Here is a 25,647-nt window from a genome sequence, read left to right on the forward strand (position 1 = left end):
TACGAGCACCGAGGAACGCACCGCCCATGACCGCGCCCCGCATCGACACCGAGACCCTTCGCCGGCTGCCCAAGGCCGTGCTCCACGACCACCTCGACGGCGGACTGCGTCCCGCCACCGTGGTGGAGCTCGCGGACGCGGTCGGCCACACCCTGCCCACCACCGACCCCGAGGAGCTCGCCGCGTGGTACGTCGAGGCGGCCGGCTCCGGTGACCTGGTCCGCTACATAGCCACCTTCGAGCACACCCTCGCCGTCATGCAGACCCGCCAGGGCCTGCTGCGCACCGCCGAGGAGTACGTGCTCGACCTGGCCGCCGACGGTGTCGTCTACGGCGAGGTGCGCTACGCGCCGGAGCTGATGACCCGGGGCGGGCTGGCCCTGCCCGAGGTCGTCGAGACCGTGCAGGAGGGCCTCGCGGCCGGTGTGGCCAAGGCGGCCGCCGCGGGCACACCGGTGCGGGTCGGGACGCTGCTGTGCGGCATGCGGATGTTCGACCGGACCCGGGAGATCGCCGGCCTGGTCGTGGCCTTCCGGGACGCCGGCGTCGTCGGCTTCGACATCGCCGGTGCCGAGGACGGCTTCCCGCCCGCCGACCACCTGGACGCCTTCGCCCACCTGCGCCGCGAGAACGTGCCCTTCACCATCCACGCCGGTGAGGCCCACGGCCTGCCCAGCATCCACCAGGCCCTGCAGGTGTGCGGTGCCCAGCGCATCGGCCACGGCGTGCGCATCACCGACGACATCCCCGACCTCGCGGCCGGCAAGCTCGGCCGGCTCGCCGGCTGGGTGCGCGACCGCCGGATCGCCCTGGAGATGTGTCCCACCTCCAACCTGCAGACGGGCGCCGCCGACTCGATCGCCGGGCACCCGATCACCGCGCTGAAGGACCTCGGCTTCCGCGTCACCCTCAACACCGACAACCGGCTGGTGTCGGGCACCACCATGACCCGGGAGATGTCCCTGCTCGTCGAGCAGGCCGGCTGGACCACCGAGGACCTGCGCACGGTCACGGTCAACGCCCTGAAGAGCGCGTTCCTGCCGTTCGACGAACGCGCCGCCCTCATCCGGGACGTCGTACTGCCCGGTTACGCGTCCGCGGCCTGAACCAGCCCCCGCACGTAAGCGGCCTGTCCGGCGTGCTGCAGATCGTCGGACAGGACGCTGACCAGCCGCACGCCCAGGGTCACCGGAGGGTCCCAGCCCTCGTCGACGACGCGCTCCAGGTCCTCGGCGGCCAGTGTGCGCAGCGCCCCGAGGGTCTGCGCGTGCACCGCGTCGTGGTAGCCGGTCAGCAGACCGCCGGAGTCGACCCGCACCTTGGCGACCTCCGCCGGGGTGTGGCCGTAGCCGGTGTCGTGGCGGGGCAGGCCGAACGCGAGGCGCCGCGCCCAGTCCTGGGAGAGCCACACCTGGTCGAGGCCGAAGGCGTCCGCGACGTGGTCGTCCTGGACCCGGGTCAGGTGCCAGACCAGCCAGGCGACGGAGTTCGCGCCGGGAGCGGGCCGGGCGTTCAGCCCGTCGGGGCCGAGGCCCTCGACGGCGGCGTGGACTTCTTCGCGGACGCGGCCGAAACCGTCGATGAGGATGTCCTTGGCGTGCATGGTCCCACCCTCGCGCATCCGGGCCCCTCACGCGCCCCCGTCGTCCAGCAGGGCCATCAGAGCCCGGGCCGCCGGGCTGGCCGCCCGCGGCGCCGGCACCAGGGCGACGGTCTCGTACGCCGCCTCGCCGGTGTCCTTCAGCGGGAGTGCGGTGAGGGATCCCCGCTTGTGCCGGAAGTGCCGCGGTACGACGGCGATGCCCAGGTTCTCGTCGACGAGGTCGAGCAGGCTGTGCACGTCGTTCACCTCCAGCGCCACCGTGCGCCGTACGCCCGCGGCGGCGAAGGCGGCGTCGGTGGCGCGGCGCGGCCCCCAGTCGGGGTGGAAGTCGACGAAGACCTCCTCGCCCAGGTCACCCGGGGTCACCGGCGCCGCCGCCCGCGCGAGGGGGTGGCCGGGGTGGCAGAGCACGGTCATCGGCTCGCTGGTCAGCGGCATGGACCGCAGCTGGTCCGGGTCCGCCTCCGTCCGGTAGGCGAAGGCCAGGTCCAGGCGTCCCGCCGCGACCTCCTCCGCCAGCGCCGCGGAGCCCCACTGCCGCAGCCGGATCTCCACGTCCGGGTGGAGCCGCCGGAACGCGGCGAGCAGCTCCGCCACGTTCACCCCGGCGATGCACTGCTCGGTCCCCACCGCGAGGGTGCCGCGCAACACGCCCTGCACCGCGGCCACCGCCTCGTGCGCCGCCCGCACCTGGGCCAGGACGCGCTCGGCCTCCGCCAGCAGCGCCCGCCCGGCCTCGGTGAGCGTCACCCTGCGGGTCGTCCGGACGAACAAGGGCGTCTGCAGCTCCCGCTCCAGGGCGCGGATGGACGCGGACAGACCCGACTGGGAGACCATCAGCCGCTCCGCCGCGCGGGTGAAGTGCTGGTCCTCGGCGACGGCGACGAAGTGCTGGAGGTGGCGCAGTTCCATGATTGAGAACCCTAACCGCTGAATTCCATCGGATTCTTCTGTTGGACCACTGCCCGCAGGTCACGGCAGAGTGGAGCGGTGGTCCAACGGAGCCGCCGAGACCGTGCCAACCCCCTGGAGTCGCGTTGTACACCGCACACCCCGACCGTTACGCGGACATGCCCTACCGGCGCACCGGACGCAGCGGCCTGAAGCTCCCCGCGCTCTCGCTGGGCCTGTGGCACAATTTCGGTCCCGACCGTCCGGCCGAGACCCAGCGCGCCATCCTGCGCCGCGCCTTCGACCTGGGCGTCACCCACTTCGACCTCGCGAACAACTACGGGCCGCCGCCCGGCGCGGCAGAGTCCGCCCTCGGCGAGGCGCTCGAGGCGGACTTCGCGCGCTACCGCGACGAGCTGGTCATCTCCACCAAGGCCGGCTATCTGATGTGGCCGGGCCCGTACGGCGAGTGGGGTTCGCGCAAGTACCTGCTGTCCTCGCTGGACCAGAGCCTGAGCCGCATGGGCCTGGAGTACGTCGACATCTTCTACTCGCACCGCTTCGACCCGGACACTCCCCTGGAGGAGACGATGGGCGCCCTGCACTCGGCGGTCCGGCAGGGCAAGGCGCTGTACGTCGGCGTGTCCAACTACTCCGCGGAGCAGACCCGCGAGGCCGCCCGCATCCTCGCGGAGCTGGGCACCCCGCTGCTGATCAACCAGCCGCGCTACTCGATGCTGGACCGCCGCCCGGAGGACGAGGGGCTGATGGACGCCCTGGACGAGCTCCAGGTCGGCTCCATCGCCTACTCCCCGCTGGAGCAGGGCCTGCTCACCGCCCGCTACCTCGACGGCATCCCCGAGGACTCCCGGGCCGCCAGCGACAGCCCCTTCCTGAACACCGACGCCGTCACCGAGGACCTGGTGGGCCGGCTGCGCACGCTCGACGAGATCGCCTCCTCCCGCGGCCAGAGCCTGGCGCAGATGGCGCTGTCCTGGGTGCTGCGCGGCGGCCGGCTGACCTCGGCCCTGGTCGGCGCGAGCAGCCCGGAGCAGCTTCAGGACAGCGTGGCGGCCACCCGCAACCTCGACTTCACCGACGACGAACTGTCCCGGATCGACGCGGTCGTCAGGCGGTAGGCACGTCGTGGCCCACCGGCGCCGGGTCCCGGTCGCGGCGGCCCGGCGCGCGTTTTCGGCCAGTCGAAGCCGTGAATATGCCAGGAGACTGGCCGGAAACACATGGTGACAGTGTTTCAGCGGTGAACATACTCGACAGCGAGAGCGCTTCACACCGCGCGACGGCGCCCTCACGCACAGCATGCGAGCCACGCACGGGCAGCCGGCCCGTACGGCAGGCGGGCAACGCAGCGGGGGAGGGAACGTGCACGACGAATTCCTGTGCCATGTCACCGCGTACGGAGTCTGCGACGGCCGGCGCATCGGCGTCCCCCTGGGCACCTACCGGGCACCCACCCTCGCCCTCGCCCTGTGGTGGCTGCGCGACCGCGCCTCCTGGATCGCCGAGCGCCTCGACCCGCAGCCCGACGCCGAGCACTTACCACCGGGGGCGCTGGTTCCCGTTTCCGACAGTGTCCCCGACGTACCCGCCGTGCTGCGCACCTGGTGCGGCGACGTCGCCCGGCAGGAAGAGGTGGCCGAGGCACTCGCCGCCGGACGGATGGTGCGCATCGCCACCGGCGACGAGACCACCGAGTACGAACTGCTGGCCGAGTCCGTGGACGCCCTGCGCATGCAGCGCGCCGCCCGTGCGCCCGGCGTCCCCGTCGCCTGACCGTCTCCTCCCGGCCGACCGGTTCAGGGTCTTGTCCCGCCGCCGCGCCGGCGCGCCCAGTGGGCCGCCGCCGCCCCCGCGAAGCCGGTGACCAGCCCCCACAGCAGTGCCAGGCCCAGGGCGCTCCACAGCCGCGGCCTCAGCAGCACCTGCCCGGAGAACCCCTCGCCCAGGTCGCCGACGCCGAGCACGGACAGACCGATCCGCGCGGAGACGTGGGCCACGAGGCAGATCATCAGCACCGTCAGGGTCAGCGCCACCGCCGTGTGCGCGGCGTGCCGTCCCGGCCGGATCCGTGCCGGGGACCGGAACGCCGCCTCGAACGCGGTGGCCGGCAGCAGCACCGCGGCGGCGGCCGGCAACCACCACCACGCCCGGCCGTCGTGCTCGACGAGCGTGCCCAGGTTCAGCGTGGAGAGGTCCGGGGTGCGCAGCACCTCGTCCAGCACACGCGGCATCGGCAGCCCGAAGGGCCCCTCCACCCTGCCCTCCCAGGCGGCGCCGAGACCGATCGTCAGCGCCGGCCAGACCACATTGGGCAGCCCGAGCAGGATCACGGCGAACGTCTCGGCCGGGTGGTCCCGGGTGGCCGCGACGACCAGCGCGACGACGAGACCGACGGCCAGGGACGCGGACAACAGGTGCACCATCGCCCGCGCCGCCGGACGTACCGAGGTCTGCAGGCGCAGCATCCCGGCCGGCAGCGGGGCACCACGGGACAGCAGCAGCGCCACCACCAGCACCCCCGCCAGCCAGACCAGGCCGGTGAGGACGGTCAGCGGCACATCGGCGGAGAACCCGACCACCGGCGTCAGCCCGAACAGGTCGCCGAGGTCGCCGAGCGGCCCGTCGCCGAGGGAGATCTCGAAGGTGCGCCGCGCGGCGAGACCCAGACCGAGGAGCGCGAGCAGCCACAGCACGGCGATCCTCCCCGCCCACCCGGCCAGCCCGGGCACTCCGGCGACGGCCCGGTGACGCAGCGGGCGCAGGAAGCAGCAGGCGACGGCCGACGCCCCCACGAGGGTGACGGACAGCGGAATGACCGTCAGGCCGCCCTCCGTGCCGGCCAGGCCGCCGGCGTCCCCCGAGAGCTCGACCGTGCCGCCGACGGCCATGACCACGGTCGCCGCGAGCACCGGGGCGAAGGACCCCGCCGGCAGGCCCGCGGCACCGGCCGCCCACAGCCCGAGCGCGGCGACCACGCCCATGGCGATCAGGGCGCCGGCCACCGCGACGAGGGCCTGCGGCCAGCCATGACGGGGGAGCGGACGGCCGGAAGGCGTGCGTGGGCTCACGTGTGCACGCTAGACAGCCACGGCCGCCCCTGCCTGCCGGGAGGTCCGTCCGCGTCGCACCGGCACCCGGCCCGCCCGTGCGACGCCCCGGCCGCCCTCTCGCCGCCCGCGCCCGCCGTGCGGCCCGCCGTGCGGCGGACGCGGGCGGGGGAGACGCGATCCGGCCGGGTCCCGCCGTTCGGATCGGGTCGCGGGGAGCGACGGCGTCCCGCCGGCCCCGCGTCCGCGGCGTGATCCGGACGACGGGCTAGCCGTGGCGGTGCCCGGACCGGATCACCAGGGCGTGGTCGCCGAGCCCCAGCAGACGGCCGGCCGGCAGCTCGCCCGACGTCGTCAGCACCGCCTCGACACGGCCGGTGACCGGATCGAACGCGGCGTCGAGCACGGTGCCCCGCTCCTCACCGCACTCCGTGAGCACCCTGCTCCCGATCGGATCACGGGCGGGCGGGGCCCCGGCCCGCCCGCCGGCCGAGCGCACGATCAGCATGTCCGGGCCGACGGCGCGCAGGGCGCTCCAGGCCACCACGGCCTCCCTGCGCAGCCGCCCGCGCCCTATCCGGACGTGCGTCACCGACCCCGACGCCGCGTCGACCGTCAGGGCGCGCACCACCCCGAGACGGTCCGCGTCGCCCGGCGTCAGCACGGGCAGCCCGCGCACCCGCGAGAACAGCATCATCACGCCACCCCCGTGCCGCGCTCGTGGCGGGCGCCGACCCGGGCCACGAAGCCCGGCAGGTCATCGGTGACGTACGTCGTCGCGTGCGCGGGGATCACCAGCGTGCGGCCGGTGACGCTCAGGACCTCGCCCCGCGGCACGTACACGCGGTGCCGGCGGTGCCGGGAGCCGTGCACCAGTTCCCGGTGCGCGGCGAGCCGGAAGGCGACCAGCCGGCCGCTGGTGCCGCCCTCGACCAGGACGTCCAGCACCGTGCCCACCGCGTCGCCGTCGTCGGTCAGCACCTGCGCCCCGAGCAGCCGCCCCCGTACGGCGTCCCGGCGCGCCACCGACACGGGCAGGTCGAACAGCGCCCCCTCGTCGCGCACCATGACCGCGTGCCGCCCGAGGCAGTGCACCGCCGGCCAGGGCAGATCCTGCGGCAGCGGGCCCGACAGCAGGGTCCGGCCGGTGAGGGTGAAGCCGGCGATCCGCACCGCCGACGGGTCGAAGACGGTGTCCTTGACGTGGGCCACCGCGTCTCCGCCCAGCGTCACCACGGGCAGCGTCGTCAGGCTCCGTACCGCCGTCAGTCCGTTCATGGCACGCCCTTCCGCCGGGATCCGGCGGAACCCGGGTTCCCGCCCGGCGAGTGAGGACACCGATCAGGTGGACTGGACCGCGGGACCCGGGGTACGAGGACTGGTGCGGATCGTCCGGACGGCCTGGCTCGCAGAGAGAAACGCATGAACTATCACCTGGACGGGGCAGTGATACCGATCGGTTTCGACGTGCCCGTGGAACCGCTGCGGCGGGCGGCACACTTCACCGGGGAGCCGGGATGCATCGCCGAGGCGCGCGCCTTCGCCGCGCACTTCCTCGAGCAGCTCAGGACCGAGTGGTGCGCCACGGTGGACGAGCGGGCCGACGGTGCCGTCCTGCTGGTGGTGAGCGAACTGGTGACCAACGCGGACCGGCACAGCACCGGGCCGTACATCCTGGAGCTGGAGGGCACGGACACCTCCGTCACGGTGGCCGTCTACGACAGCAGCGCCACCCTGCCCCGCGTCTTCCCCCGTGACCCCGAGCGCATCGGCCGGCACGGCCTGGAGATCGTCCGGGCGCTGGCCCGGAACATCGACGTGGAGCGGGTGCCCGTCGGCAAGCGCGTACGCGCGGTACTGAGCCTCGGCACCGGCTGAACGACTCGGCCCGGCGACGGCTTCGCCGCCCGCCGGGCCTCTCGGGGACCGCCGGTCAGGCGCAGCCGAGCTCGCCCAGCATGCCCTCGCGCAGCCGGGTGATGATCCGCTTGATCAGGCGGGACACGTGCATCTGGGAGCAGCCGAGGCGTTCGCCGATCTCCGCCTGGGTGGCCTCCTCCACGAACCGCATGTGGATGATCTCCCGGTCCCGGTCGCTGAGTTCGGCCATGAGCGGGGCCAGCGAGTGGAAGTCCTCGACGAGCCGCAGCCCTTCCTCCTCGACGCCGATGAAGTCGGCGAGGACGGCCTCGCCGCCCTCGGGACCGTCACCGGTGAGGGCGGCGTCCAGCGACGAGGAGTTGTACCCGTTCGCGGCGATCTGCCCCTCGATCACCTGCTGCTCGGTGATGTTCATCAGCGTGGCCAGCTCGGCGACCGTGGGTTCACGGTCCAGTCGGCTGGCGAGTTCCTCACGGGCCTTGGCCAGCTCCACCCGCAGCTCCTGGAGACGGCGCGGCACGTGCACGGCCCACGTGGTGTCACGGAAGAAACGCTTGATCTCGCCCACGATGTACGGCAGCGCGAAGGAGGTGAACTCGACCTCGCGGGACAGCTCGAACCGGTCGATGGCCTTGATCAGCCCGATCATGCCGGTCTGCACGATGTCGTCCATGTCGTCGCCGCGGCCGCGGAACCGTCCGGCCGCGAACCGGACGAGGGACATGTTCATCTCGATGAGGGTGTTGCGCGCGTACTGGTACTCGTGCGTGCCCTCCTCCAGTTCCGTCAGACGACGGAAGAACTGCCGGGACAGCTGCCTGGCGTCGCGGGGGGCGACGGCACGCGGGTCCACCACGTCCGTCAGGTTCCCGTCGTCCGTCCCGGCCTCGGTGTGCTGATCGACTACCTGCGCCTGCGACCGGATCACGACGGTCTCCATTGCCTCTCCCCACGAACGTCACGGCTGACCCGCGCCCGGGCCCTACGGGCTTGCGTGTACCCAGGTCGCACGGACACATTCACACCCTGCTCCGAGCGGCTGAAAAGGCGCCGCGCGGACGCCGCCCGTACGACCGATGGTACGGGCCGGCGGACCGTGCGGCAGCACGAGCCCGTTCCGGGGCGCCGCACGGGTCCCTTCACTCAGGGCGGAATGCCGCTCCCTTCCGTTCGGGGCCTGATTTCCTAGGCTGAGGTGGTGACCAACGCTGAAGAGGTGACCCACCGAGTGCCCGACCACGCCCGTGTCATCCCCCTGCGATCCGAACCGGCCGCGCCGGCCCCGGCCCCCGCGCCCCGCGAGCCCCTGTGGCGCGACCTCGTCGGCGACGTCCTGCGCCGGGAGCGACTCGCCCAGGAGCGGACGCTGAAGGACGTCGCCGATGCGGCCCGGATCTCCATGCCCTACCTCTCGGAGGTGGAGCGCGGCCGCAAGGAGGCATCCTCGGAGGTCCTCGCGGCCGCCGCCCGGGCGCTCGGTCTCGGTCTCGGCGACCTGCTGTCGCGGGCCCACGGCGAGCTGGCCCGCGTCACCGCCCCCCGGATCGTCACCGCCCCCCGGATCGTCACCGCCCCCCGGACCGGCACCGGCCGCGGGACGGCCGGCTCCGCGCACAACGGGCTGTGCCTGGCCGCCTGACGTCCGCCGATCGCGTGGCCCGGCCGCCTCACATTCCCGTCAGGCGCCGGGTCAGCACCTCGTCGGCCAGGCCGTACGACACGGCCTCCCGGGCGCCGAAGACCTTGTCGCGGTCCATGTCCGCCCGCAGGGTCGCCACGTCGTGACGCGTGTGCCGGGACAGCACCTCCTCCACCTGGGAGCGGATCCGCACCATCTCCTTCGCCCGGAGCGACAGGTCCGAGGCCGTGCCCCGCGCGCCGCCCGTGGCCGGCTGCCCCAGCAGTACGCGCGCGTGCTCCAGCACGAACCGCCGCCCCGGATCACCGCCGGCCAGCAGCACGGCCGCCGTGGACGCCGCCTGCCCGACGCAGAACGTCGAGACGGGCGCCCGGACGAACGTCATCGTGTCGTAGATCGCCATGAGCGAGGTGTACGAGCCCCCGGGCGAGTTGATGTAGATCGCGATCTCGGTGTCCGGCGCCGCCGACTCCAGGTGGAGGAGCTGCGCGATCACCACGTTGGCGACCCCGTCGTCGATCTCCGTGCCCAGGAAGACGATCCGCTCGGACAGCAGCCGGCTGAACACGTCGTAGGACCGCTCGCCCCGAGGCGTGTGCTCGACGACGTTCGGAATCGTGTACGTCCCCCTCACTGCAGCCCCGCCCTGCGCCGTGCGGCGGCCGGGCGGACGTCGGCCAGCGACTCCACCACCCGGTCCACCATCCCGTACTCCCTGGCCTCCTCGGCCGTGAACCAGCGGTCCCGGTCCCCGTCCCGGGAGATGGTCTCGGGGGACTGTCCGGTGTGCTCGGCGGTGATCCGCTCGATGGTCCGCTTGGCGTGCAGCAGGTTGCCGGCCTGGATCTCGATGTCGGCGGTGGTGCCTCCGATGCCCCCCGACGGCTGGTGCATCATGATCCGCGCGTTCGGCAGCGCGTACCGCTTGCCGGCCGCGCCGACGCTCAGCAGGAACTGCCCCATGCTGGCCGCGAACCCCATGGCGAGGGTCGACACGTCGTTCGGGATCAGCCGCATCGTGTCGTAGATCGCCAGACCCGCGTGCACGGATCCGCCGGGGCTGTTGATGTACAGGCTGATGTCGGTGCGCGGGTCCTCGGCGGACAGGATCAGCAACTGCGCGCAGACCCGGTTGGCGGAGACCTCGTCGACCTGGGTGCCGAGCAGCACGATCCGCTGCCCGAGCAACTGGGTGGCGAGGTGGTCGTCGAACCGGTTCGGCGGGGTGTCGCCGTCCTCGGCCCGGGGCAGTGGTGCCGGCCCCGGGCCGGCGGTGAGTGGAGACATCGGCGCTCCTGGTGATCGCTCGTCGGAACGCGGCCGGGAGGACCGCGTTCCTCCACTCTCGACCGGCCGGCGGGGCGGGCGGGGACCTCTCTGCCCGTGGCAGATTCGCCACGGGCGAAGCGCTCACCCGGCCCGCTCCTCCCCCGACTCCCGGAAGGACGCCGGGACATCGCCCGCCACCGGACGCCGACGCGGCCCCGGGCCCCGGCCCGTGGTGCCGCCGTCCGGACCACCGCGCGGCCGCACCGATGAGTTCCGGGGCGCGGACCGGTCGACACCGGTGACAGCGTTCCACGCCCAGGAGGTACTCATGACCACCGATGGATTCACCACGTGTCTCTGGTTCGACGGCCGGGCCGAGGAGGCCGCGAACTTCTACGTCTCCCTCTTCGAGGACTCGAAGCCGGGCCGGATCCTGCGGAACACGGAGTCCGCCCACGGCACGACGGGCTCCGTCCTCACCGTGGAGTTCACGGCCAACGGCCAGAGGTTCGTCGCCCTCAACGGGGGTTCCCGGTTCACGTTCAGTGAGGCGATCTCCTTCCAGATCGACTGCGCGGACCAGGCGGAGGTCGACCACTACTGGGAGAAGCTCGTCGAGGGCGGCGGCGAGCACGGCCCCTGCGGCTGGCTCAAGGACAGGTTCGGCGTCTCCTGGCAGGTCAGCCCGGTGCGGCTGACCGAGATGATCGGCGACCCGGACCGGGAGAAGGCGGACCGGGCGATGAAGGCCATGCTGTCCATGCGCAAGATCGACATCGCCGCGCTGGAGAAGGCGTACGCGGGCGAGTGACGCCCGGCACCCCGGATCCCCCGAACGGACGTGCTCCGCGCTCACCCGGGTGATCTCCCGCGCGATGCGCGGGATCCCGGGTGAGCGGACGGGGCGGGGCCTGCGCCTCCCGGGCTCTCCACCGCGAGGGAGTCCCCCGGGCACAGCACCGCCGGCGGACCCGCGGGGCGGGCGCCGCGCCCGGCCATGGCATGATCGGGCGCATGCGTGAACGTGTTGTGGCCGCGTGCGACGGGGCTTCGAAGGGAAACCCGGGGCCCGCCGGCTGGGCCTGGGTGGTCGCCGACGCGTCCGAGGCGCCGGTCCGCTGGGAGGCGGGAGCGCTCGGCAGGGCCACCAACAACGTCGCCGAACTCACCGCGCTGGAGCGGCTGCTGGCGGCGACCGACCCCGCCGTGCCGCTCGAGGTCCGGATGGACTCGCAGTACGCCATGAAGGCCGTCACCACCTGGCTGCCCGGCTGGAAGCGCAACGGCTGGCGCACGGCGGCCGGCAAACCGGTCGCCAACCAGGAACTCGTCGTACGCATCGACGACCTCCTGCAGAATCGCTCGGTGGAGTTCCGCTACGTCCCCGCCCACCAGGTCGACGGCGACCGGCTCAACGACTTCGCCGACCGCGCGGCCAGCCAGGCGGCCACCGTCCAGCAGGATGCCGGCAGCGAACTGGGCTCGCCCGAGCCGCCGCCCGCCCCGGACCGCCCCGCGGGCACCGCGGCCAGGCGCGCATCCGGTGGTGCCAAGGCGTCCCGGCAGCGCGGCGGCTCCTCCGCCCGCACGATCAAGGCCAAGTTCCCCGGCCGCTGCCCGTGCGGGCGGTCCTACGCGGCCGGCGAACCCATCGCCAGGAACGACAAGGGCTGGGGCCACCCCGAATGCGCCCGGGCGGCCTGAGCCGCGCCGGGGCGCTCACGGGACGGAGCCGCCCGCCGGCCGGTCCCGCCGGATGACAGACTGAGGTCATGGACGAGCGCACATTCGACAGGTCGGGTCAGCACGCCTCCGTGGTCGGTCTCGGCACATGGCAACTGGGGGCGGACTGGGGAGACGTAGACGACAAGGAAGCCCTCGCGGTGCTGGAGACCGCCGCCGAGTCGGGCGTCACCTTCTTCGACACCGCCGACGTCTACGGCGACGGACGCAGCGAACAGACCATCGCCTCCTTCCTGAGCGGCCGGCCCGATCTGCACGTGCTGGTCGCCACCAAGATGGGCCGCCGGGTCGACCAGATCCCCGAGAACTACGTCCTGGACAACTTCCGCGCCTGGAACGACCGCTCGCGCCGCAACCTGGGCGTCGACCGCGTCGACCTGGTCCAGCTGCACTGCCCGCCGACCCCCGTCTACTCCACCGACGAGGTGTTCGACGCCCTCGACACCCTGGTGGCGGAGGAGCGCGTCGCCGCCTACGGCGTCAGCGTGGAGACCTGTGCGGAGGCGCTCACCGCGATCGCCCGGCCGAACGTGGCGAGCGTGCAGATCATCCTCAACCCGTTCCGCATGAAGCCGCTGCGCGAGGTGCTCCCGGCCGCCCGTGCGGCGGGCGTCGGCATCATCGCCCGCGTCCCGCTCGCCTCCGGGCTGCTGTCCGGCAAGTACACGAGGGACACCGTCTTCCCCGAGAACGACCACCGCACCTACAACCGGCACGGCGAGGCCTTCGACCAGGGCGAGACCTTCTCCGGCGTCGACTACGCGACCGGTGTCGAGGCCGCCGCCGAGTTCGCCGCGCTCGCTCCCGAGGGATGCACCCCGGCCCAGCTGGCACTGCGCTGGATCATCCAGCAGCCCGGCGTCACCACCGTCATCCCCGGTGCCCGCTCGCCCGAGCAGGCCCGTGCCAACGCGGCCGCCGCCCGGCTGCCGGAGCTGTCCGGGGCGACCCTCGAGGCGATCGGGGACCTCTACGAGCGGCGGATCAAGGACCAGGTGGAAGCCCGCTGGTAACGGCGGGGAACGCGGCCGGCCCGGGGGAGGACGGCGCCGTTCGGGGCACCCGGGTGTGCGGGCGGAACGATGTCGCACACCCAGGGAGGCGCCGTGCCGGATCCGGAGCGGGGCGAGAGCGGGCGCAGAGGGCGCGACGAGACCGAGGAGGAGAGGGCGGACCGGATGTGGCAGGAGCTCATCCAGGAGATCCGCGTCGCCCAGATGGGCGTTCAGATCCTCTTCGGCTTCCTGCTGACCGTCGTGTTCACCCCGGTCTACGCCACTCTGTCCGACACGGACCGGACGATCTACATCGTGACGGTGGTGGTGGGCGCCTGTGCCACCGGCGCGCTCATCGGCCCGGTGCCGCTGCACCGGCTCGTCGCCGGGCGGCGCATCAAACCGCAGGCGGTGCGGTGGGCCTCCCGGCTCACCCTGCTTGGCCTCCTGCTGCTGCTCGCCACCACCAGCTCCTCGCTCCTGCTCATCCTGCGGGTGGCCACCGACGACGACTTCGTCCCGTACCTGGTGGCCGGCGTGGTGTGCTGGTACCTCCTGTGCTGGCTCGGCCTGCCGATGTGGACCCGCTACCGTCACACGACGCGGTGACGGCGGGCGGGACCGGGGTCAGCTCCCGGCGAGGATGTCCTCGAGGAAGTCGTCGACGCGGACCTTCTCCCGGCCCGGCGGCACCGTCCGGCGGGTTTCGAGCAGGAACTGCCCGACGGTCTCGGCCCACGCGAACACCACCGCGTGGTGCCGGCCGCCGTCGGCGTGCGTCTCGCCGAAGAACTCCATCCGCAGCTCCCGCCCCACACCCCGGGCCTGTGGGCTCAGCCGCACGTCCCCGATCCCGACCGGGCGGACGAGCCCCTCGGTGAGCATCTCCCGGTCCAGCTGCCAGCGCGCGAGGACGCGGCCGTCGTGACTGAAGACGACGGTGACGGCGAACGGATCGGACGGGTCGTAGCTGAGGTGGGCGAGCACGGGAAAGCGTTCCGTGTCGCCCGCCTGGAGCTCCACCACCAGGGTCTTGTGCACGAACGAGCTCACGAGGGGCCTCCGGGAAGTACGGCGTAGAGCCCTCTAGTACCCCCGATCCTCACAAGATGCGCAGTACGCGCGGATGAATCGCCCGCGCTCCACAACCGCCCCGGCGTCAGCCGAACGCCTCCCGCAGGGCCGGGAGCAGTGTCCTCTCCGACCAGTCCAGGTACCGGGGCTGCGACTCGCCGCCGATCTGGACCAGGGCGATCTCGGTGAAACCGGCCTCGGCGTAGGGGCGTACGGCCTCGACGAAGTCCGCCGGGTCGCTGCCGCACGGGATGGATCCGGCGATGTCCTCGGGCCGGACGAAACGGGTCGCCGCCTCGAAGGAGGCCGGATGGGGCAGCTCGGAATTGACCTTCCAGCCGTTGCCGAACCAGCGGAACTGGGCGTGGGCGCGCTCGACGGCGGCGTCCCGGTCGGGGTCGTAGCACACCGGGAGCTGCCCGACCCGCGGTTTGCCCTCCCCGCCGTGCCGGTCGAAGGCGTCGAGCAGCGCGGCCTCCGGCTCCGTGGCGATCACCAGGTCGGCGAGCCGGCCCGCGAGGGCGCAGGAACGCTCCCCGGACACCGCGATGCCGATCGGCGGCGGCCGGTCCGGCAGGTCCCACAGCCGGGCCGACTCGACGTCGAAGTGGGTGCCCCGGTGGTTCACGTGGCCGCCCTCGAACAGGGCGCGGATGATCCCCACCGCCTCCTCGAACATCTCGTGCCGCACGTCCACGGACGGCCAGCCGCCGCCCACCACGTGCTCGTTGAGGTTCTCCCCCGAGCCGAGGCCCAGCCGGAACCGGCCCTCGGACAGCAACTGCACCGTCGCCGCCTTCTGCGCCACCACCGCAGGGTGGTAGCGGAACGTCGGGCACGTCACGTACGTCATCAGAGGGATGCGCGAGGTGGCCTGAGCGGCGGCGCCGAGCACGCTCCAGGCGTACGGCGAGTGCCCCTGCGCGTCCAGCCAGGGGAAGTAGTGGTCCGAGGTCACCGAGAAGTCGAAGCCCGCCGCCTCGGCCCGCACCACATGGTCGACCAGCTCCCGCGGCCCGGCCTGCTCGGTCATCATCGTGTATCCGATACGCACCATGCCGCCCGGGTCCCCGCCCGCGGCCGGGGAAAACGGCGGATCACCCGTCGGGAGGACCGGGCAGGACCCCCGTACGCCCGCCCGCCCGTCCCCCGGGAGGACCGGCGGATGGCGCGGCGGGACCCGCCGAGGTCCGGCGTCCGGGGGCTCAGCGCAGCTCGAAGCGGTCCGTCCAGGCGATCATGTCGCCGGTGGTGGCGTTGCCGCCGCACACCACCAGCCCGAGCCGGGCTTCCCCGCCGACGCGTTCCAGCACCTGCCGCGCGGCGGGCAGCAGACAGCCGGCGGCCGGCTCGGCCCACACCTTGGCGTGGTCCGCGAGGTCCAGCGAGCCGCGCACCGCCTCCCGGTCCGGCACCACCAGCACCTCGGTGACCAGCGCCGAGACATGCTCGTACGTCAGCTGCGACACCGCCGGGGCGCTGAGCGTGGAGACGATCGACCCCAGCTCCACCGGCACCGGGCCGCCCGCCGCCAGCGCCGCCGACATCGCCTGGGCGCCCTCCGTCTCCACGCCCCAGATCCGCACCCCGGGCCGCAGCGCCCGCAGGGCCGCCGCCACACCGGCGATCAGTCCGCCGCCCCCGATGCTCACCAGCACATCGGTCAGTTCACCGGCGTCCGCGGCGAACTCCAGCCCGACGGTGCCCTGCCCGGCGATCACCACCGGGTCGTCGAAGGGGTGCACCAGGGTCAGGCCCTCCTGCTGCAGCCGGGTCATCAGCGCGAAGGCGCCGTCCATGCCGTCGGTCAGCCGCACCGACGCACCGGCGGCCTCCGCGATCTCCACGGCCCGCACGGGCGCCGAACGCGGCATGACCACCGTGGCCTTCACCTCGAGGGCGGCGGCCATGACCGCGAGCGCGATCCCGTGGTTGCCGCCGCTCACCGCCACGACCCCGGCGGCCCGCTCGGCCCCGCTCAGCGACAGCAGCTTCGCCGCCGCACCGCGCACCTTGAACGAACCGGTGCGCTGCAGCAGTTCCAGTTTGGCCGTGACCGGGGCACCGAGCAGTGCCGACAGCCCGGGGCTCGGCACGGTCGGGGTCCGCACCACATGTCCGGCGATCCGCTCGGCCGCGGTCTCGATGCCGGCGATCTCGATCACGACTGCCACCTCTCCGGGCCCGGCGCGGGGCGTGATCCGCGCCGGGACACACCCTGACCCGGGCCGGCGGCCGAGGTCAACACCGTTCCCGACCGGCGGGCCGGCCGGGGTCAGTGCTGCTGGGGCTTCTGCGGTGCCGCCTCGCTGGGCCGGACGACGACGCAGCCCTCACCCCGCAGCACCAGCTGGACGGCCTCCCCCGATCCGCCGCGCAGCATCGACCCCAGCGACTGCGACCGGTGCAGCGAGGTGCTCAGGCCCGCGGTCCAGCCGACGACCGCGTCCGTGTCCACGTGGACCGGGTACTGCGGCGACACCGGAATGACCAGCGGATTTCCCTCGCAGACCAGTCCCAGTCGGCCGTGGCCGGTGAAAACGCTGTTGAACAGGCCGCCTCCGGTGATGCCGGCGCCCTTCACGGTCGCGATGCGGTACGCCAGCGTGGAGTCGAAGCAGAGCACGTTGCGGCCGTTGACGGTGAACTCGTCGCCCGGATCGACCTCGACGACGAAGCAGTTCTGCGCCTCGTGCGCGAACCAGGCCTCGCCCTGTCCGCGCACCGCCATCAGCGGCAGCCCCTCCCCGGTCACCGCGCGTTTGAGCATGCCGCCCACGCCCTGACCCTTGCGCTCGAACTGGAGATCGCCGCGGTAGGCGACCATCGCGCCCTGCCGGGCGAGCATCTCGCCGTCGACCGTGTAACGGAGGCACTTGGCGTTCTCGACCGTCATGCCCGGCGCCGTGGCGGGCCGCACCATGTGCTGACTGGAAAACAGGTCACCCTTCATGGAGGCATCCTCGCCCGGACTCCCCGCCTCCGCCAGGAGCACGGGGGACGGGATCCGGCGGGCCCTGGCCGTCGGGCACCGAAGAGCCGGGTCCGGTACGTGTCGCCGGACCCGCCGCCGGCGGACCCCGGGGGCGGCGCGGGTGAAGGCCGGGTCGCACACGGTGCGGCGGGCCGCTTCATGGCGCAGGCGGTGGCCGGCGAAGCGGGAGACCGCCAGGGGGCCGCGGACGCCGGCTCCCCTCGGGCGTCATGACGGCGGCGTGGGGAAGACTGGACCACGCGAAGCGGACACGACACCGGGAGGAACCGCATGACGCGCCCGATCACGGCAGGGGTCGACGGAACCGGGGAGAGCCTCGCCGCGCTGGCCTGGGCGGCGCGGGAGGCGGTCCGCCGGGACCTGCCGCTCAGGGTGGTGCACGCCTGGCGGTTCGAGGCGCACGACGGGGTGGACACGGGGGACCGGGCCGCGCAGCGGCAGTGGGTGCGCGACGCCGCCGACGAGGCGGCCCGCACCGTCCGCGAGCGGCATCCGAAGCTGGCCGTGACCGTGGACGTGCCGGAGGGCGACGCCGTGGACATGTTGAGCGGTGTCGCCGCGGACGCGGAGATGCTGGTGCTCGGCTCGCGCGGCCACGGGCGGATCATGGGCTTCCTGGTCGGTTCGGTCGGCCAGCAGGTGATCGTCGGGGCGGAGCGCCCGGTGGTCTTCGTGCGGGCCGGGGACCGGCCGTCGAACGAGGTCACCGGGCACGAGATCGTGGTCGGGCAGCAGGGCGACCCGAAGGACAGCGCCGCCGCCCTCGGTCTCGCCTTCGAGACCGCGTCCCGGCGCGGCGCCACCGTGCGCGCCGTGCGGGCCTGGACCCTGCCGCCGGTCTTCTCCTACAGCCCGGCCTCGCTCCGGCTCCTCGACGAGGCCGGGGGCCTGGAGCCGTACGAGCGCAAGGGCCTGGCGGCGGCGCTCGCGCCGTGGCGGGAGCGCTATCCGGACGTGCACGTGGTCGAGCACGTGGAGATGGGCAGCGCCGGCCAGGTGCTGCTGTCGGTGGCGGGCACGGCCCAGCTGATGGTCGTCGGCCGCCGCGCCCACCGCACGGCCGTGGGCGCCCGGATCGGCTCGGTGGCCCACGGTGTCCTGCACCTCGCGGACTGCCCGGTGGCGGTCGTGCCGCCCGCCTGAGCCGCCGGACCGTACCGGGGACCCGCGGGTCAGTCGGCCGTCGGCTGCAGGGACCTGCGGACCTTCGGCAGGATGTTCTCGATGTAGTCCTCCACGGCCGTGTCGAGGCCGATGTCGTGCTGCGCCCGCTCCGACAGGTACCAGCGGTGCTCCAGGAGCTCGTGGTAGATCTCCGCGGCGTCCATCGGGCCGCGCAGGTCCGGCGGCAGGGAACGCACGGTGGGCCGGAACACCTCCCGCACCCAGCGGTGGGCGAGCACCTCGGGACGGGCGCCGTGGGGGTCGTTCGGGGCGTAGTCGTCCTGGGTGGCCATCCAGCTCTCCAGGTCGTTCAGCAGCCGCCTGGCCTGGTTCTCCTCGGCGTCCAGCCCGGTCAGGCGCAGCAGTTGCCGCTGGTGGTGGCCGGCGTCGACGACCTTGGGCACGAAGGTGACCGTGTCGCCGTTGGAGGCGTGCTCGATCTGCATCTCGGCCACGTCGAATCCGAGGTCGTTGAGGCGGCGGATGCGGCGCTCGATGTAGTGGTACTTGCCCGCCGGGTAGACGGAGGTGCGGGTCAGCTCCTGCCACAGGCCCCGGTAGCGGGCGCAGATCTCGGTGCCGAAGTCGATCGGATCGACGGAGGGGTGCAGCGCCCCGGAGGCCTCCAGGTCGAGCAGCTCACCGCTGATGTTGACGCGCGCGAGGTCGAGGTCGTACTCGCGCTGGCCGACGGTCAGTTCCGGGTGCAGGTCGCCGGTCTCGGCGTCCACGAGGTAGGCGGCGTAGGCGCCCGCGTCCCGCCGGAACAGCGTGTTGGACAGCGAGCAGTCGCCCCAGGCGAAACCGGAGAGGTGCAGGCGCACCAGGAGCACGGCGAGCGCGTCCATCAGACGGTGCATGGTCGCCGGGCGCAGCGTCGTCTCGAACATCGACCGGTAGGGGATCGAGCCGCCGAGGTGCCGGGTGATCAGCACGCTCTCCAGCGGCTCACCGGCGGTGTCGGTGCGGCCGGTGACCACGGCGAGCGGGTCCACCGCCGGGATGCCGATCCGGTCCAGGTCGCGCAGCAGCTCGTACTCGCGCAGCGCGGGCCGCCGGGCGAGCTCCTTCACCGCGATCACCTCGTCGCCGGCCCGCGCGTAGCGCACCACGTGCCGGGAGATGCCGCGCGGCAGCGGTACCAGGTACCGGTCCGGCCACTCCTCCAGCGGCAGGTGCCACGGCAGTTCCAACAGGAGCGCGGGATGCTCCGGGTTGGTGGCGTTGATCTGCAGTGCCATGGCGGGGTGTCCTCGTCTCGTGGGCGGTCCTCACCTCACCCTATTGCGCCCGCTATTGCGCTCGCTCCCGGGCCAGCTCCGCCGCGTCCGCCACGGACCCCTCGTGCAGGGGACCGTGGCCGGGCAGCAGCAGGTCGCCGTCCAGCTTCGCCAGTACGTCCAGCGAGCCCAGGGCGGTGCCGCGCTCGTGGTGGAACATGCCGGGCAGCAGCTGCGGTCCCCGGACGCGGGAGGTGGGGTGAGCGCTCACCAGCGCGTCGCCCGACACCACCACCCCGCTGCCGGGGAGGTGGAAGGCACAGTGCCCGTCGGTGTGGCCGGGCGTCGGCACGGGCACGGGCCGGCCGGGCAGATCGAGCACGCCCGGCGCCGGGAACGGCTCGGGCGCGGTGACCGCCGTGTCGGCGGTCCCGCCGGCCCGCAGGGCGTGCACCGCCCAGGGCACCACGCCGGGACGCCAGGCGTTGCGCAGCACCTGCCCGACCCCCACCTGGTGCAGGAAGTCCCGGCGGGCGTGCGGGACTTCGGCCTCGTGGGTGTAGACGGGCGTGCCGTGGGCGGCCCGCAGGTACTCGGCTGATCCCAGGTGGTCGTTGTGGGCGTGGGTGACGAGCACGGCGGTCACCGCCCGGGGAGAACTCCCCACCTGCGCCAGGGAGTCCAGGAGGCGTTCGCGGTCGCCGGGATAGCCGGTGTCGATCAGCGTGACGGCGTCCCCCTCGGTCAGGATCACCCAGTTGGTGCTCGGGCCGTGCACCAGGTAGGTGCCGTCCGCGACGTGCCGCACTTCTGCTCGCATGGTCGTCCCGCGTTCCGTCGTTCCTGTCCGGCCCGTTCGGACCGTCCGGTGGAAGAAGGAAAGCAGGCCGTCGCGCGGGCGCGGACGGCGGGTCAGTTCACGCCGTGCGGGCGGAACTGGACGCTGATGCGCGGTCCGGTGGCGCGGGTGCTCTTGGGAACGGCGTGCTCCCAGGTGCGCTGGCAGGAACCGCCCATCACGACGAGGTCGCCGTGCCCCAGCGGGCGGCGCACCGTGTCCCCGCCGTCCATGGGGCGCAGCAGCAGATCGCGGGGCGCGCCCACGGAGAGGATGGCGACCATCGTGTCCTCTCGCGCGCCCCGCCCGATCCGGTCGCCGTGCCAGGCGACGCCGTCCCGGCCGTCGCGGTAGTAACACAGTCCGGCCGTGGTGAACGGCTCGCCCAGTTCGCCGGCGTAGTGCGCGCCGAGCGCGTCGCGCGCCTCGGTCAGCACCGGGTGCGGCAGCGGTTCGCCGGCGCGGTAGTACGACAGCAGCCGGGGCACGTCCACGACGTGGTCGTACATCTGGCGTCGCTCCGCCCGCCACGGCACCTCCGCGGCCAGGTGCTCGAAGAGCGCGTCGGACCCGCCGAGCCATCCCGGCAGTACGTCGATCCAGGCGCCGTGGCCCAGCCGGGTGCGGCGCAGCCCGTCGAGCGGGCCGAGCCGCAGCTCGTCGGCCTGGTCGAAGAGCGATCCCTGGAGCGCCGGGGGGCGGTGGTGCCTGGTCATGCGGCCAGCGTATCCCTTGATTCGAAAATATGTTCCAGATCGTCCGGCGTGCCGCATCTCCGGCTCCCGGAGCCTGTCGCATGCACCGGTGCATCGGATACGTTCCCGTATCGGACGGGGGAGCGGACATGGCCGTGGGCGGTACGACCGGGCGCGTCACCAGGCGCCGGCTGCACCCGGGGCGCCTTCTCCTCCGACTTCGCCGGCCTGGACGAGCTGTTCTTCGCGCTGTACGCCGAGCGCGCCCGGGCCCGGCCGAAACAACTGCCGAACGCGCTGCTCTCACCCCATGACAGGAAGGGACGGTCGCCATGGACGCCGACGTCATCGTCGTCGGAGCGGGCCTCGCGGGCCTGGTCGCGGCCCACGAACTCACCAGCCGGGGCCGCCGGGTCGCCCTGGTCGACCAGGAGAACGCCGCCAACCTCGGCGGCCAGGCCTTCTGGTCCTTCGGCGGACTGTTCCTGGTGGACTCACCGCAGCAGCGGCGCCTGGGCATCAAGGACTCCTTCGACCTGGCCTGGAGCGACTGGCGGGGCAGCGCGGGCTTCGACCGGCTGGACGACGAGGACAGCTGGGCGGTGCGCTGGGCACGCGCCTACGTCGCATGGGCGGCGGGGGAGAAGCGCTCCTGGCTGGACGGGCACGGCATCACCTTCCTGCCCACCGTCGGCTGGGCCGAGCGCGGAGACCTCCGCGCGGACGGCCACGGCAACACGGTGCCCCGCTTCCACATCGCCTGGGGCACCGGTACCGGCGTCGTCGCGCCCTTCGCCCGCTACGCCCGGCAGGCCGCCCGCGACGGACTGCTCACCTTCCACCACCGCCACCGGGTCGACGAGCTGGTCGTCGAGGGCGGTGCCGCGCGCGGTGTGCGCGGCACCGTGCTGGCCCCGGACGACGCGCCGCGCGGGGTCGCCTCCGGCCGCGAGGCCGCCGGCGAGTTCGAGCTCACGGCCCAGGCCGTGATCGTCACCAGCGGCGGCATCGGCGCCGACCACGACATCGTCCGCCGGTACTGGCCCGAGCGGCTGGGCACCCCGCCGCGCGAGATGGCCACCGGCGTTCCCGCCTACGTCGACGGGCGGATGCTCGACATCAGCGCCCGCGCGGGGGCGCGTCTGGTGAACCGGGACCGCATGTGGCACTACACCGAGGGCCTGCGCAACTGGGACCCGATCTGGCCCGGCCACGGCATCCGCATCCTGCCCGGACCGTCCTCGATGTGGTTCGACGCCCTCGGCCGCCGCCTGCCCGAGCCCTGTCTGCCCGGCTACGACACCCTCGGCACGCTGAGGCACCTGCGCACCACGAAGGACATCGCCGGACACGACCACTCCTGGTTCATCCTCACCCGGAAGATCATCGAGAAGGAGTTCGCGCTGTCGGGCTCCGAGCAGAACCCCGACATCACCGCGCGGGACCGGGCCGGCTTCCTGCGCGAACGCGTGCTGGGCAAGGGCGCCCCCGGGCCGGTGGACGCCTTCCTGCGCAAGGGCGCGGACTTCGTGACCGCCCCGGCCCTCGAACAGCTGGTCGAGAAGATGAACGCCCTCACCGACGAGCCGCTGCTCGACGCGGCCGTCGTACGCCGCCAGATCGAGGCCCGCGACCGGCAGCTGGCCAACGCGTACAGCAAGGACGCCCAGGTGCAGGGCATCCGCAACGCCCGCCGTTACCTCGGCGACCGGCTCGGGCGCGTCGCCGCCCCGCACCGCATCCTCGACCCGGCGGCCGGACCGCTGATCGGTGTCAAGCTGCACATCCTGACCCGCAAGACGCTCGGCGGCATCCAGACCGACCTCGACTCCCGGGCGCTGGGCGCCGACGGGCGGCCGGTCGAGGGCCTGTACGCGGCGGGCGAGGTGGCGGGCTTCGGCGGCGGCGGTGTCCACGGCTACAACGCCCTGGAGGGCACCTTCCTCGGCGGCTGCCTCTTCTCGGGCCGGGCGGCGGGCCGGGCGGCGGCCGACCGGACGGCGTAGGACACGCGGTGCGGCCCGCCCCTCAGTCCTCGAGCAGGCGGGCCGGCACCTCCGCGTGACCGTGCTGCGGTGTCCTGGACGCGGTCAGCAGCGTCACAGGGCCCTCACCGGCCGGTTCACGCACAGGGGCGAGGAGTCCGGCGGCCTCCGGAGCGGCCAGTTCCGCCTCGTGGCGCTCGCGGAACTCCTCGTAGGGCCGGTCCTCCGCGTGGTACCAGCGGCGCAGTCCGGCCGACGGGGTCGGCCCCTTGGGCCACTCGTCGACCCGCGCCGCGTCCTTCGCCGGACCGCGCGGCCACAGCCGGTCGACCGGCACACGGACCCCGCCGTCCGGCTCGGGCGCCTCGTAGGCGCGGCGCACGCGCACGCTCATGACCGGTCCCTCCCGGCGGTGTTCCGCGAGCCTGCCGCGGCGCGCGGGGCCGGGCGCGGCGAGCGCTCAGCCACCGCCGGAGGCCCGCCGGGCCCCGACGCGCCGCTTCAGCGCACGCCGTTCCGTCTCGCTCGTGCCGCCCCACACCCCGATGGACTGCCCCGTGTCGAGCGCCCATTCCAGGCACTGTTCCCGCACGGGGCAGTTCCGGCACACCGCTTTGGCCTGTTCCGTCTGTACCAGGGCCGGTCCTGAGGTGCCGATCGGGAAGAAGAGGTCGGGGTCCTCGGTCCTGCAGGCCGCGCTGCGGCGCCAGTTGTCCATCGAAAGTCACCTGCGATCGGGAGAGGTTGCGCACCCTTGCGGATGCCTGCTCCCTGTCGGGTCACCTGTCGACGCGCGGTGAAACAACGGACCGCACGGGTGCGTCACCGTTCGCGCATGCCCCAGGGGGAGCCGTACGCGGTCGGCGGGCCGGGGGAGGAGGCCCCGGTCGGCGCGCGGGGCGTCCCGCTCCGGTCCGAGCGGTATCCCGCTTCGAGGCGGCTCAGTCCCGCAGGGCCCGGGCGGCCGCTGCCGCGACCGCGTCGGCCACCACCGCCAGGGCGGGGGAGTCCAGCCTCCACTGCTGCCAGTACAGGGACACGTCGACCTCACGGTCCGGGGCGAACACCGTGAGGCGGCCGGCGCGCAGCAGGGGGTCCGCCTGGGCCTCGGGGACCATGCCCCAGCCCAGGCCCGCGGCGACGGCCTCGACGAAACCCTCCGAGGTCGGTACGTGGTGGCGCCGCACGCCCGCCTCGGCGCGTCCGCGGGTGAGCCGGCGCACGAAGCCGTCCTGGAAGTCGTCCCGCCGGTCGAACACCACCACGGGCGCCCCGGGCAGCGCGTCCGGCAGCGGCCCGGTGAGATGCCGCACGGCGAAGTCCGGGTTCGCCACGGGGAGATAGCGCATCCGGCCCAGATGCCGTACGGAGCAGCCCGGCACCGGATCCGGCGACGAGGTCACGGCGGCCATCACCGTGCCCTCCCGCAGCAGGGCCGCCGTGTGGGCCTCGTCCTCCCGGCGCAGTTCGAAGCAGAGCGGCGCCCCGGCCGGCAGACGGGTCAGGGCCCCGAGGAACCAGGTCGCCAGCGAGTCGGCGTTCACCGCCACCGAGACCCGGGTCGGCTCCCCGGCCCCGCTCAGCCCCAGCTCGGCGTACGCGTCCCGCTCCAGCCGGGTGACCTGGCGCGCCAGCCGCACCAGGACCTCGCCCGACTCGGTCGGCCGTACCGGCTTGGTGCGCAGCAGCAGCACCCGCCCCGTGCGCTGCTCCAGCGCCTTGACGCGCTGGCTCACCGCCGAGGGCGTGACGTGCAGAACGGCGGCCGCCGCGTCGAACGTGCCCTCGTCCACCACCGCGAGCAGGGTCCGCACCTGGTCCAAGGGAAGATCCGCCATCACGAGGGCTAAGGGTACGTAAGAATCCTGAGCTGTACTGCACCGTGGTGGGCGCCGTAGCGTCCTCGCCATGACCAGCGCGCTGACCACCGCCGCCGCCGGATTCGGCACCGGCCTCTCCCTCATCGTCGCCATCGGCGCACAGAACGCCTTCGTCCTGCGCCAGGGCGTCCGCCGCGACGCCGTGCTCGCCGTCGTCGGGATCTGCGCGCTGTCCGACGCCGCCCTCATCGCCCTGGGCGTCGGCGGCGTCGGCGCGGTGGTCGTGGCGTGGCCCGGCGCGCTGACGGCGGTCGGCTGGATCGGCGGCGCCTTCCTGCTCGGCTACGGCGCCCTGGCCGCCCGCCGGGTCTTCCGACCGGCCGGCACCGGACTGCGCACGGAGGGCGAGGCGCCGGGCTCCCGCCGCCGGGCCGTGCTCACCTGCCTCGCGATGACCTGGCTCAACCCGCACGTCTACCTCGACACGGTGTTCCTGCTGGGCTCGATCGCCGCCGACCACGGCCCGCTGCGCTGGACCTTCGGCCTCGGCGCGGTGCTGGCCAGCCTCTGCTGGTTCGCCGCGCTCGGCTTCGGCGCCCGTCTGCTGAGCCGCTTCCTGGCCCGCCCCACCGCCTGGCGCGTACTGGACGGGCTGGTCGCCGCCACCATGGTCGTCCTCGGCCTCACACTCGTCGCCGGAACCTGAGACGCGGCTCCCGCCCCGTCCGCCGGTGCTGCGACAGTGAACCCCGACCACAAGATGTACG

Annotated in this window: 30 protein-coding genes; 12 read left to right on the top strand and 18 right to left on the bottom strand. The window is 73.6% G+C overall.

The features are described from left to right. Positions 1-26: 26 nt before the first annotated feature. Positions 27-1,106, top strand: coding sequence for an adenosine deaminase (locus ACF07S_RS11790; RefSeq protein ID WP_391974091.1), 1,080 nt, complete (start codon positions 27-29; stop codon positions 1,104-1,106). Here ACF07S_RS11790 and ACF07S_RS11795 read toward each other — a convergent pair. Both ACF07S_RS11795 and ACF07S_RS11800 read right to left on the bottom strand, forming a co-directional pair. Then, a complete protein-coding gene (locus ACF07S_RS11795) occupies positions 1,088-1,603 on the bottom strand; it encodes a DinB family protein (protein WP_391964326.1) in 516 nt (171 codons plus the stop codon). The two genes, ACF07S_RS11790 and ACF07S_RS11795, sit on opposite strands and share 19 nt — an antisense overlap. Positions 1,604-1,630: 27 nt before the next feature. After that, positions 1,631-2,515, bottom strand: coding sequence for a LysR family transcriptional regulator (locus ACF07S_RS11800; RefSeq protein ID WP_391964008.1), 885 nt, complete (start codon positions 2,513-2,515; stop codon positions 1,631-1,633). Between the two features lie 125 nt (positions 2,516-2,640). On the opposite strand from ACF07S_RS11800, the gene mgrA reads away from it, so the two are divergent. Together mgrA and ACF07S_RS11810 are read left to right on the top strand one after the other, a co-directional pair. After that, positions 2,641-3,633, top strand: coding sequence for an L-glyceraldehyde 3-phosphate reductase (mgrA, locus tag ACF07S_RS11805; RefSeq protein WP_391964007.1), 993 nt, complete (start codon positions 2,641-2,643; stop codon positions 3,631-3,633). A 244-nt stretch (positions 3,634-3,877) separates the two neighbouring features. Then, positions 3,878-4,288 (top strand): hypothetical protein, encoded by a 411-nt coding sequence (locus ACF07S_RS11810; RefSeq protein WP_391964006.1) that lies wholly within the window; start codon positions 3,878-3,880, stop codon positions 4,286-4,288. Positions 4,289-4,311: 23 nt separating this feature from the next. Here the strand turns inward: ACF07S_RS11810 and ACF07S_RS11815 are convergent, their stop codons facing one another. The 3 genes from ACF07S_RS11815 to ACF07S_RS11825 all read right to left on the bottom strand — a co-directional run bounded on the left by ACF07S_RS11815 (position 4,312) and on the right by ACF07S_RS11825 (position 6,840). Further along, positions 4,312-5,583 (bottom strand): streptophobe family protein, encoded by a 1,272-nt coding sequence (locus tag ACF07S_RS11815; RefSeq protein WP_391974092.1) that lies wholly within the window; start codon positions 5,581-5,583, stop codon positions 4,312-4,314. Between the two features lie 247 nt (positions 5,584-5,830). Then, positions 5,831-6,259 (bottom strand): PRC-barrel domain-containing protein, encoded by a 429-nt coding sequence (locus ACF07S_RS11820; RefSeq protein ID WP_391964004.1) that lies wholly within the window; start codon positions 6,257-6,259, stop codon positions 5,831-5,833. Next, entirely contained in the window at positions 6,259-6,840 is a 582-nt protein-coding gene (locus ACF07S_RS11825; protein ID WP_391974093.1) for a PRC-barrel domain-containing protein, read from the bottom strand. The genes ACF07S_RS11820 and ACF07S_RS11825 overlap by 1 nt, the downstream gene beginning before the upstream one ends. A 144-nt stretch (positions 6,841-6,984) precedes the next feature. Here ACF07S_RS11825 and ACF07S_RS11830 point away from each other — a divergent pair, with 144 nt between their 5' ends. Next, on the top strand, positions 6,985-7,440 hold the full coding sequence (locus tag ACF07S_RS11830) for an ATP-binding protein (RefSeq protein ID WP_391964002.1): 456 nt from the start codon (positions 6,985-6,987) through the stop codon (positions 7,438-7,440). A 55-nt stretch (positions 7,441-7,495) separates the two neighbouring features. Here the strand turns inward: ACF07S_RS11830 and ACF07S_RS11835 are convergent, their stop codons facing one another. Then, positions 7,496-8,383, bottom strand: coding sequence for an RNA polymerase sigma factor SigF (locus ACF07S_RS11835; RefSeq protein ID WP_391964001.1), 888 nt, complete (start codon positions 8,381-8,383; stop codon positions 7,496-7,498). Between the two features lie 276 nt (positions 8,384-8,659). Here ACF07S_RS11835 and ACF07S_RS11840 point away from each other — a divergent pair, with 276 nt between their 5' ends. Further along, entirely contained in the window at positions 8,660-9,082 is a 423-nt protein-coding gene (locus tag ACF07S_RS11840) for a helix-turn-helix domain-containing protein (protein WP_391974117.1), read from the top strand. A gap of 28 nt (positions 9,083-9,110) precedes the next feature. Here ACF07S_RS11840 and ACF07S_RS11845 read toward each other — a convergent pair whose 3' ends face one another. Further along, positions 9,111-9,716: a ClpP family protease gene (locus ACF07S_RS11845; RefSeq protein ID WP_391964000.1), complete on the bottom strand. Its 606-nt coding sequence runs from the start codon at positions 9,714-9,716 to the stop codon at positions 9,111-9,113. Continuing rightward, positions 9,713-10,369: an ATP-dependent Clp protease proteolytic subunit gene (locus tag ACF07S_RS11850; RefSeq protein ID WP_391963999.1), complete on the bottom strand. Its 657-nt coding sequence runs from the start codon at positions 10,367-10,369 to the stop codon at positions 9,713-9,715. Before ACF07S_RS11850 ends, ACF07S_RS11845 begins: the two co-directional genes overlap by 4 nt. 310 nt (positions 10,370-10,679) lie before the next feature. Here ACF07S_RS11850 and ACF07S_RS11855 point away from each other — a divergent pair, with 310 nt between their 5' ends. The 4 genes from ACF07S_RS11855 (at position 10,680) to ACF07S_RS11870 (ending at position 13,698) form a co-directional block, all read left to right on the top strand. Beyond that, entirely contained in the window at positions 10,680-11,162 is a 483-nt protein-coding gene (locus tag ACF07S_RS11855; RefSeq protein ID WP_391974094.1) for a VOC family protein, read from the top strand. Between the two features lie 191 nt (positions 11,163-11,353). Then, on the top strand, positions 11,354-12,055 hold the full coding sequence (locus tag ACF07S_RS11860; RefSeq protein WP_391963997.1) for a ribonuclease H: 702 nt from the start codon (positions 11,354-11,356) through the stop codon (positions 12,053-12,055). Between the two features lie 68 nt (positions 12,056-12,123). Then, complete coding sequence (locus ACF07S_RS11865; RefSeq protein ID WP_391963996.1) at positions 12,124-13,107, top strand: aldo/keto reductase; 984 nt, start codon at positions 12,124-12,126, stop codon at positions 13,105-13,107. A gap of 69 nt (positions 13,108-13,176) precedes the next feature. Further along, complete coding sequence (locus tag ACF07S_RS11870) at positions 13,177-13,698, top strand: DUF6328 family protein (RefSeq protein WP_391963995.1); 522 nt, start codon at positions 13,177-13,179, stop codon at positions 13,696-13,698. An 18-nt stretch (positions 13,699-13,716) separates the two neighbouring features. On the opposite strand, the gene ACF07S_RS11875 is transcribed toward ACF07S_RS11870, so the two are convergent. From ACF07S_RS11875 to ACF07S_RS11890, 4 genes are all read right to left on the bottom strand, one after another. Further along, positions 13,717-14,142: an SsgA family sporulation/cell division regulator gene (locus ACF07S_RS11875; protein WP_391963994.1), complete on the bottom strand. Its 426-nt coding sequence runs from the start codon at positions 14,140-14,142 to the stop codon at positions 13,717-13,719. Positions 14,143-14,248: 106 nt separating this feature from the next. Continuing rightward, positions 14,249-15,220, bottom strand: coding sequence for an LLM class F420-dependent oxidoreductase (locus ACF07S_RS11880; protein ID WP_391974095.1), 972 nt, complete (start codon positions 15,218-15,220; stop codon positions 14,249-14,251). 148 nt (positions 15,221-15,368) lie between these two features. Then, positions 15,369-16,328 carry a threonine/serine dehydratase gene (locus ACF07S_RS11885; RefSeq protein ID WP_391974096.1) on the bottom strand — a complete coding sequence of 320 codons (960 nt, stop codon included), beginning with the start codon at positions 16,326-16,328 and terminating at the stop codon, positions 15,369-15,371. A gap of 110 nt (positions 16,329-16,438) precedes the next feature. Beyond that, the gene (locus tag ACF07S_RS11890; protein ID WP_391963991.1) at positions 16,439-17,116 is read right to left on the bottom strand and encodes an AIM24 family protein; all 678 of its coding nucleotides are present in this window, start codon (positions 17,114-17,116) and stop codon (positions 16,439-16,441) included. 312 nt (positions 17,117-17,428) lie between these two features. On the opposite strand from ACF07S_RS11890, the gene ACF07S_RS11895 reads away from it, so the two are divergent. Beyond that, positions 17,429-18,301, top strand: coding sequence for a universal stress protein (locus ACF07S_RS11895; RefSeq protein WP_391974097.1), 873 nt, complete (start codon positions 17,429-17,431; stop codon positions 18,299-18,301). Between the two features lie 29 nt (positions 18,302-18,330). Here ACF07S_RS11895 and ACF07S_RS11900 read toward each other — a convergent pair whose 3' ends face one another. The 3 genes from ACF07S_RS11900 to ACF07S_RS11910 all read right to left on the bottom strand — a co-directional run bounded on the left by ACF07S_RS11900 (position 18,331) and on the right by ACF07S_RS11910 (position 21,096). Continuing rightward, positions 18,331-19,563, bottom strand: a complete 1,233-nt coding sequence (locus ACF07S_RS11900; protein WP_391963989.1) for a DUF4032 domain-containing protein — start codon at positions 19,561-19,563, stop codon at positions 18,331-18,333. Positions 19,564-19,615: 52 nt separating this feature from the next. After that, positions 19,616-20,362: an MBL fold metallo-hydrolase gene (locus ACF07S_RS11905; protein ID WP_391963988.1), complete on the bottom strand. Its 747-nt coding sequence runs from the start codon at positions 20,360-20,362 to the stop codon at positions 19,616-19,618. 92 nt (positions 20,363-20,454) lie between these two features. Beyond that, positions 20,455-21,096 carry an alpha-ketoglutarate-dependent dioxygenase AlkB gene (locus ACF07S_RS11910; RefSeq protein WP_391963987.1) on the bottom strand — a complete coding sequence of 214 codons (642 nt, stop codon included), beginning with the start codon at positions 21,094-21,096 and terminating at the stop codon, positions 20,455-20,457. Between the two features lie 311 nt (positions 21,097-21,407). On the opposite strand from ACF07S_RS11910, the gene ACF07S_RS11915 reads away from it, so the two are divergent. Continuing rightward, positions 21,408-23,081, top strand: a complete 1,674-nt coding sequence (locus tag ACF07S_RS11915) for an FAD-binding dehydrogenase (RefSeq protein WP_391963986.1) — start codon at positions 21,408-21,410, stop codon at positions 23,079-23,081. Positions 23,082-23,103: 22 nt separating this feature from the next. Here the strand turns inward: ACF07S_RS11915 and ACF07S_RS11920 are convergent, their stop codons facing one another. From ACF07S_RS11920 to ACF07S_RS11930, 3 genes are all read right to left on the bottom strand, one after another. Further along, the gene (locus tag ACF07S_RS11920) at positions 23,104-23,454 is read right to left on the bottom strand and encodes a DUF488 domain-containing protein (protein ID WP_391974098.1); all 351 of its coding nucleotides are present in this window, start codon (positions 23,452-23,454) and stop codon (positions 23,104-23,106) included. A 66-nt stretch (positions 23,455-23,520) separates the two neighbouring features. Further along, positions 23,521-23,778, bottom strand: a complete 258-nt coding sequence (locus ACF07S_RS11925) for a WhiB family transcriptional regulator (protein WP_391963984.1) — start codon at positions 23,776-23,778, stop codon at positions 23,521-23,523. Positions 23,779-24,001: 223 nt separating this feature from the next. Continuing rightward, entirely contained in the window at positions 24,002-24,898 is an 897-nt protein-coding gene (locus tag ACF07S_RS11930) for a LysR family transcriptional regulator ArgP (protein ID WP_391963983.1), read from the bottom strand. A 70-nt stretch (positions 24,899-24,968) separates the two neighbouring features. Between ACF07S_RS11930 and ACF07S_RS11935 the strand changes: the two genes are divergently transcribed. Then, positions 24,969-25,586: a LysE/ArgO family amino acid transporter gene (locus tag ACF07S_RS11935; protein ID WP_391963982.1), complete on the top strand. Its 618-nt coding sequence runs from the start codon at positions 24,969-24,971 to the stop codon at positions 25,584-25,586. The last annotated feature ends 61 nt before the right edge of the window (positions 25,587-25,647 follow it).

Source organism: Streptomyces sp. NPDC016640, assembly GCF_043076215.1.
Classification (GTDB): domain Bacteria; phylum Actinomycetota; class Actinomycetes; order Streptomycetales; family Streptomycetaceae; genus Streptomyces.

Bases quoted from the DNA above. Each gene is read 5' to 3' on its own strand.
- ACF07S_RS11790 (WP_391974091.1), top strand. From the start codon at position 27: ATGACCGCGCCCCGCATCGACACCGAGACCCTTCGCCGGCTGCCCAAG.
- ACF07S_RS11795 (WP_391964326.1), bottom strand. From the start codon at position 1,603: ATGCACGCCAAGGACATCCTCATCGACGGTTTCGGCCGCGTCCGCGAA.
- ACF07S_RS11800 (WP_391964008.1), bottom strand. From the start codon at position 2,515: ATGGAACTGCGCCACCTCCAGCACTTCGTCGCCGTCGCCGAGGACCAG.
- ACF07S_RS11820 (WP_391964004.1), bottom strand. From the start codon at position 6,259: ATGATGCTGTTCTCGCGGGTGCGCGGGCTGCCCGTGCTGACGCCGGGC.
- ACF07S_RS11825 (WP_391974093.1), bottom strand. From the start codon at position 6,840: ATGAACGGACTGACGGCGGTACGGAGCCTGACGACGCTGCCCGTGGTG.
- ACF07S_RS11830 (WP_391964002.1), top strand. From the start codon at position 6,985: ATGAACTATCACCTGGACGGGGCAGTGATACCGATCGGTTTCGACGTG.
- ACF07S_RS11835 (WP_391964001.1), bottom strand. From the start codon at position 8,383: ATGGAGACCGTCGTGATCCGGTCGCAGGCGCAGGTAGTCGATCAGCAC.
- ACF07S_RS11850 (WP_391963999.1), bottom strand. From the start codon at position 10,369: ATGTCTCCACTCACCGCCGGCCCGGGGCCGGCACCACTGCCCCGGGCC.
- ACF07S_RS11855 (WP_391974094.1), top strand. From the start codon at position 10,680: ATGACCACCGATGGATTCACCACGTGTCTCTGGTTCGACGGCCGGGCC.
- ACF07S_RS11860 (WP_391963997.1), top strand. From the start codon at position 11,354: ATGATCGGGCGCATGCGTGAACGTGTTGTGGCCGCGTGCGACGGGGCT.
- ACF07S_RS11865 (WP_391963996.1), top strand. From the start codon at position 12,124: ATGGACGAGCGCACATTCGACAGGTCGGGTCAGCACGCCTCCGTGGTC.
- ACF07S_RS11870 (WP_391963995.1), top strand. From the start codon at position 13,177: ATGTCGCACACCCAGGGAGGCGCCGTGCCGGATCCGGAGCGGGGCGAG.
- ACF07S_RS11880 (WP_391974095.1), bottom strand. From the start codon at position 15,220: ATGGTGCGTATCGGATACACGATGATGACCGAGCAGGCCGGGCCGCGG.
- ACF07S_RS11890 (WP_391963991.1), bottom strand. From the start codon at position 17,116: ATGAAGGGTGACCTGTTTTCCAGTCAGCACATGGTGCGGCCCGCCACG.
- ACF07S_RS11895 (WP_391974097.1), top strand. From the start codon at position 17,429: ATGACGCGCCCGATCACGGCAGGGGTCGACGGAACCGGGGAGAGCCTC.
- ACF07S_RS11900 (WP_391963989.1), bottom strand. From the start codon at position 19,563: ATGGCACTGCAGATCAACGCCACCAACCCGGAGCATCCCGCGCTCCTG.
- ACF07S_RS11905 (WP_391963988.1), bottom strand. From the start codon at position 20,362: ATGCGAGCAGAAGTGCGGCACGTCGCGGACGGCACCTACCTGGTGCAC.
- ACF07S_RS11910 (WP_391963987.1), bottom strand. From the start codon at position 21,096: ATGACCAGGCACCACCGCCCCCCGGCGCTCCAGGGATCGCTCTTCGAC.
- ACF07S_RS11915 (WP_391963986.1), top strand. From the start codon at position 21,408: ATGGACGCCGACGTCATCGTCGTCGGAGCGGGCCTCGCGGGCCTGGTC.
- ACF07S_RS11920 (WP_391974098.1), bottom strand. From the start codon at position 23,454: ATGAGCGTGCGCGTGCGCCGCGCCTACGAGGCGCCCGAGCCGGACGGC.
- ACF07S_RS11925 (WP_391963984.1), bottom strand. From the start codon at position 23,778: ATGGACAACTGGCGCCGCAGCGCGGCCTGCAGGACCGAGGACCCCGAC.
- ACF07S_RS11930 (WP_391963983.1), bottom strand. From the start codon at position 24,898: ATGGCGGATCTTCCCTTGGACCAGGTGCGGACCCTGCTCGCGGTGGTG.
- ACF07S_RS11935 (WP_391963982.1), top strand. From the start codon at position 24,969: ATGACCAGCGCGCTGACCACCGCCGCCGCCGGATTCGGCACCGGCCTC.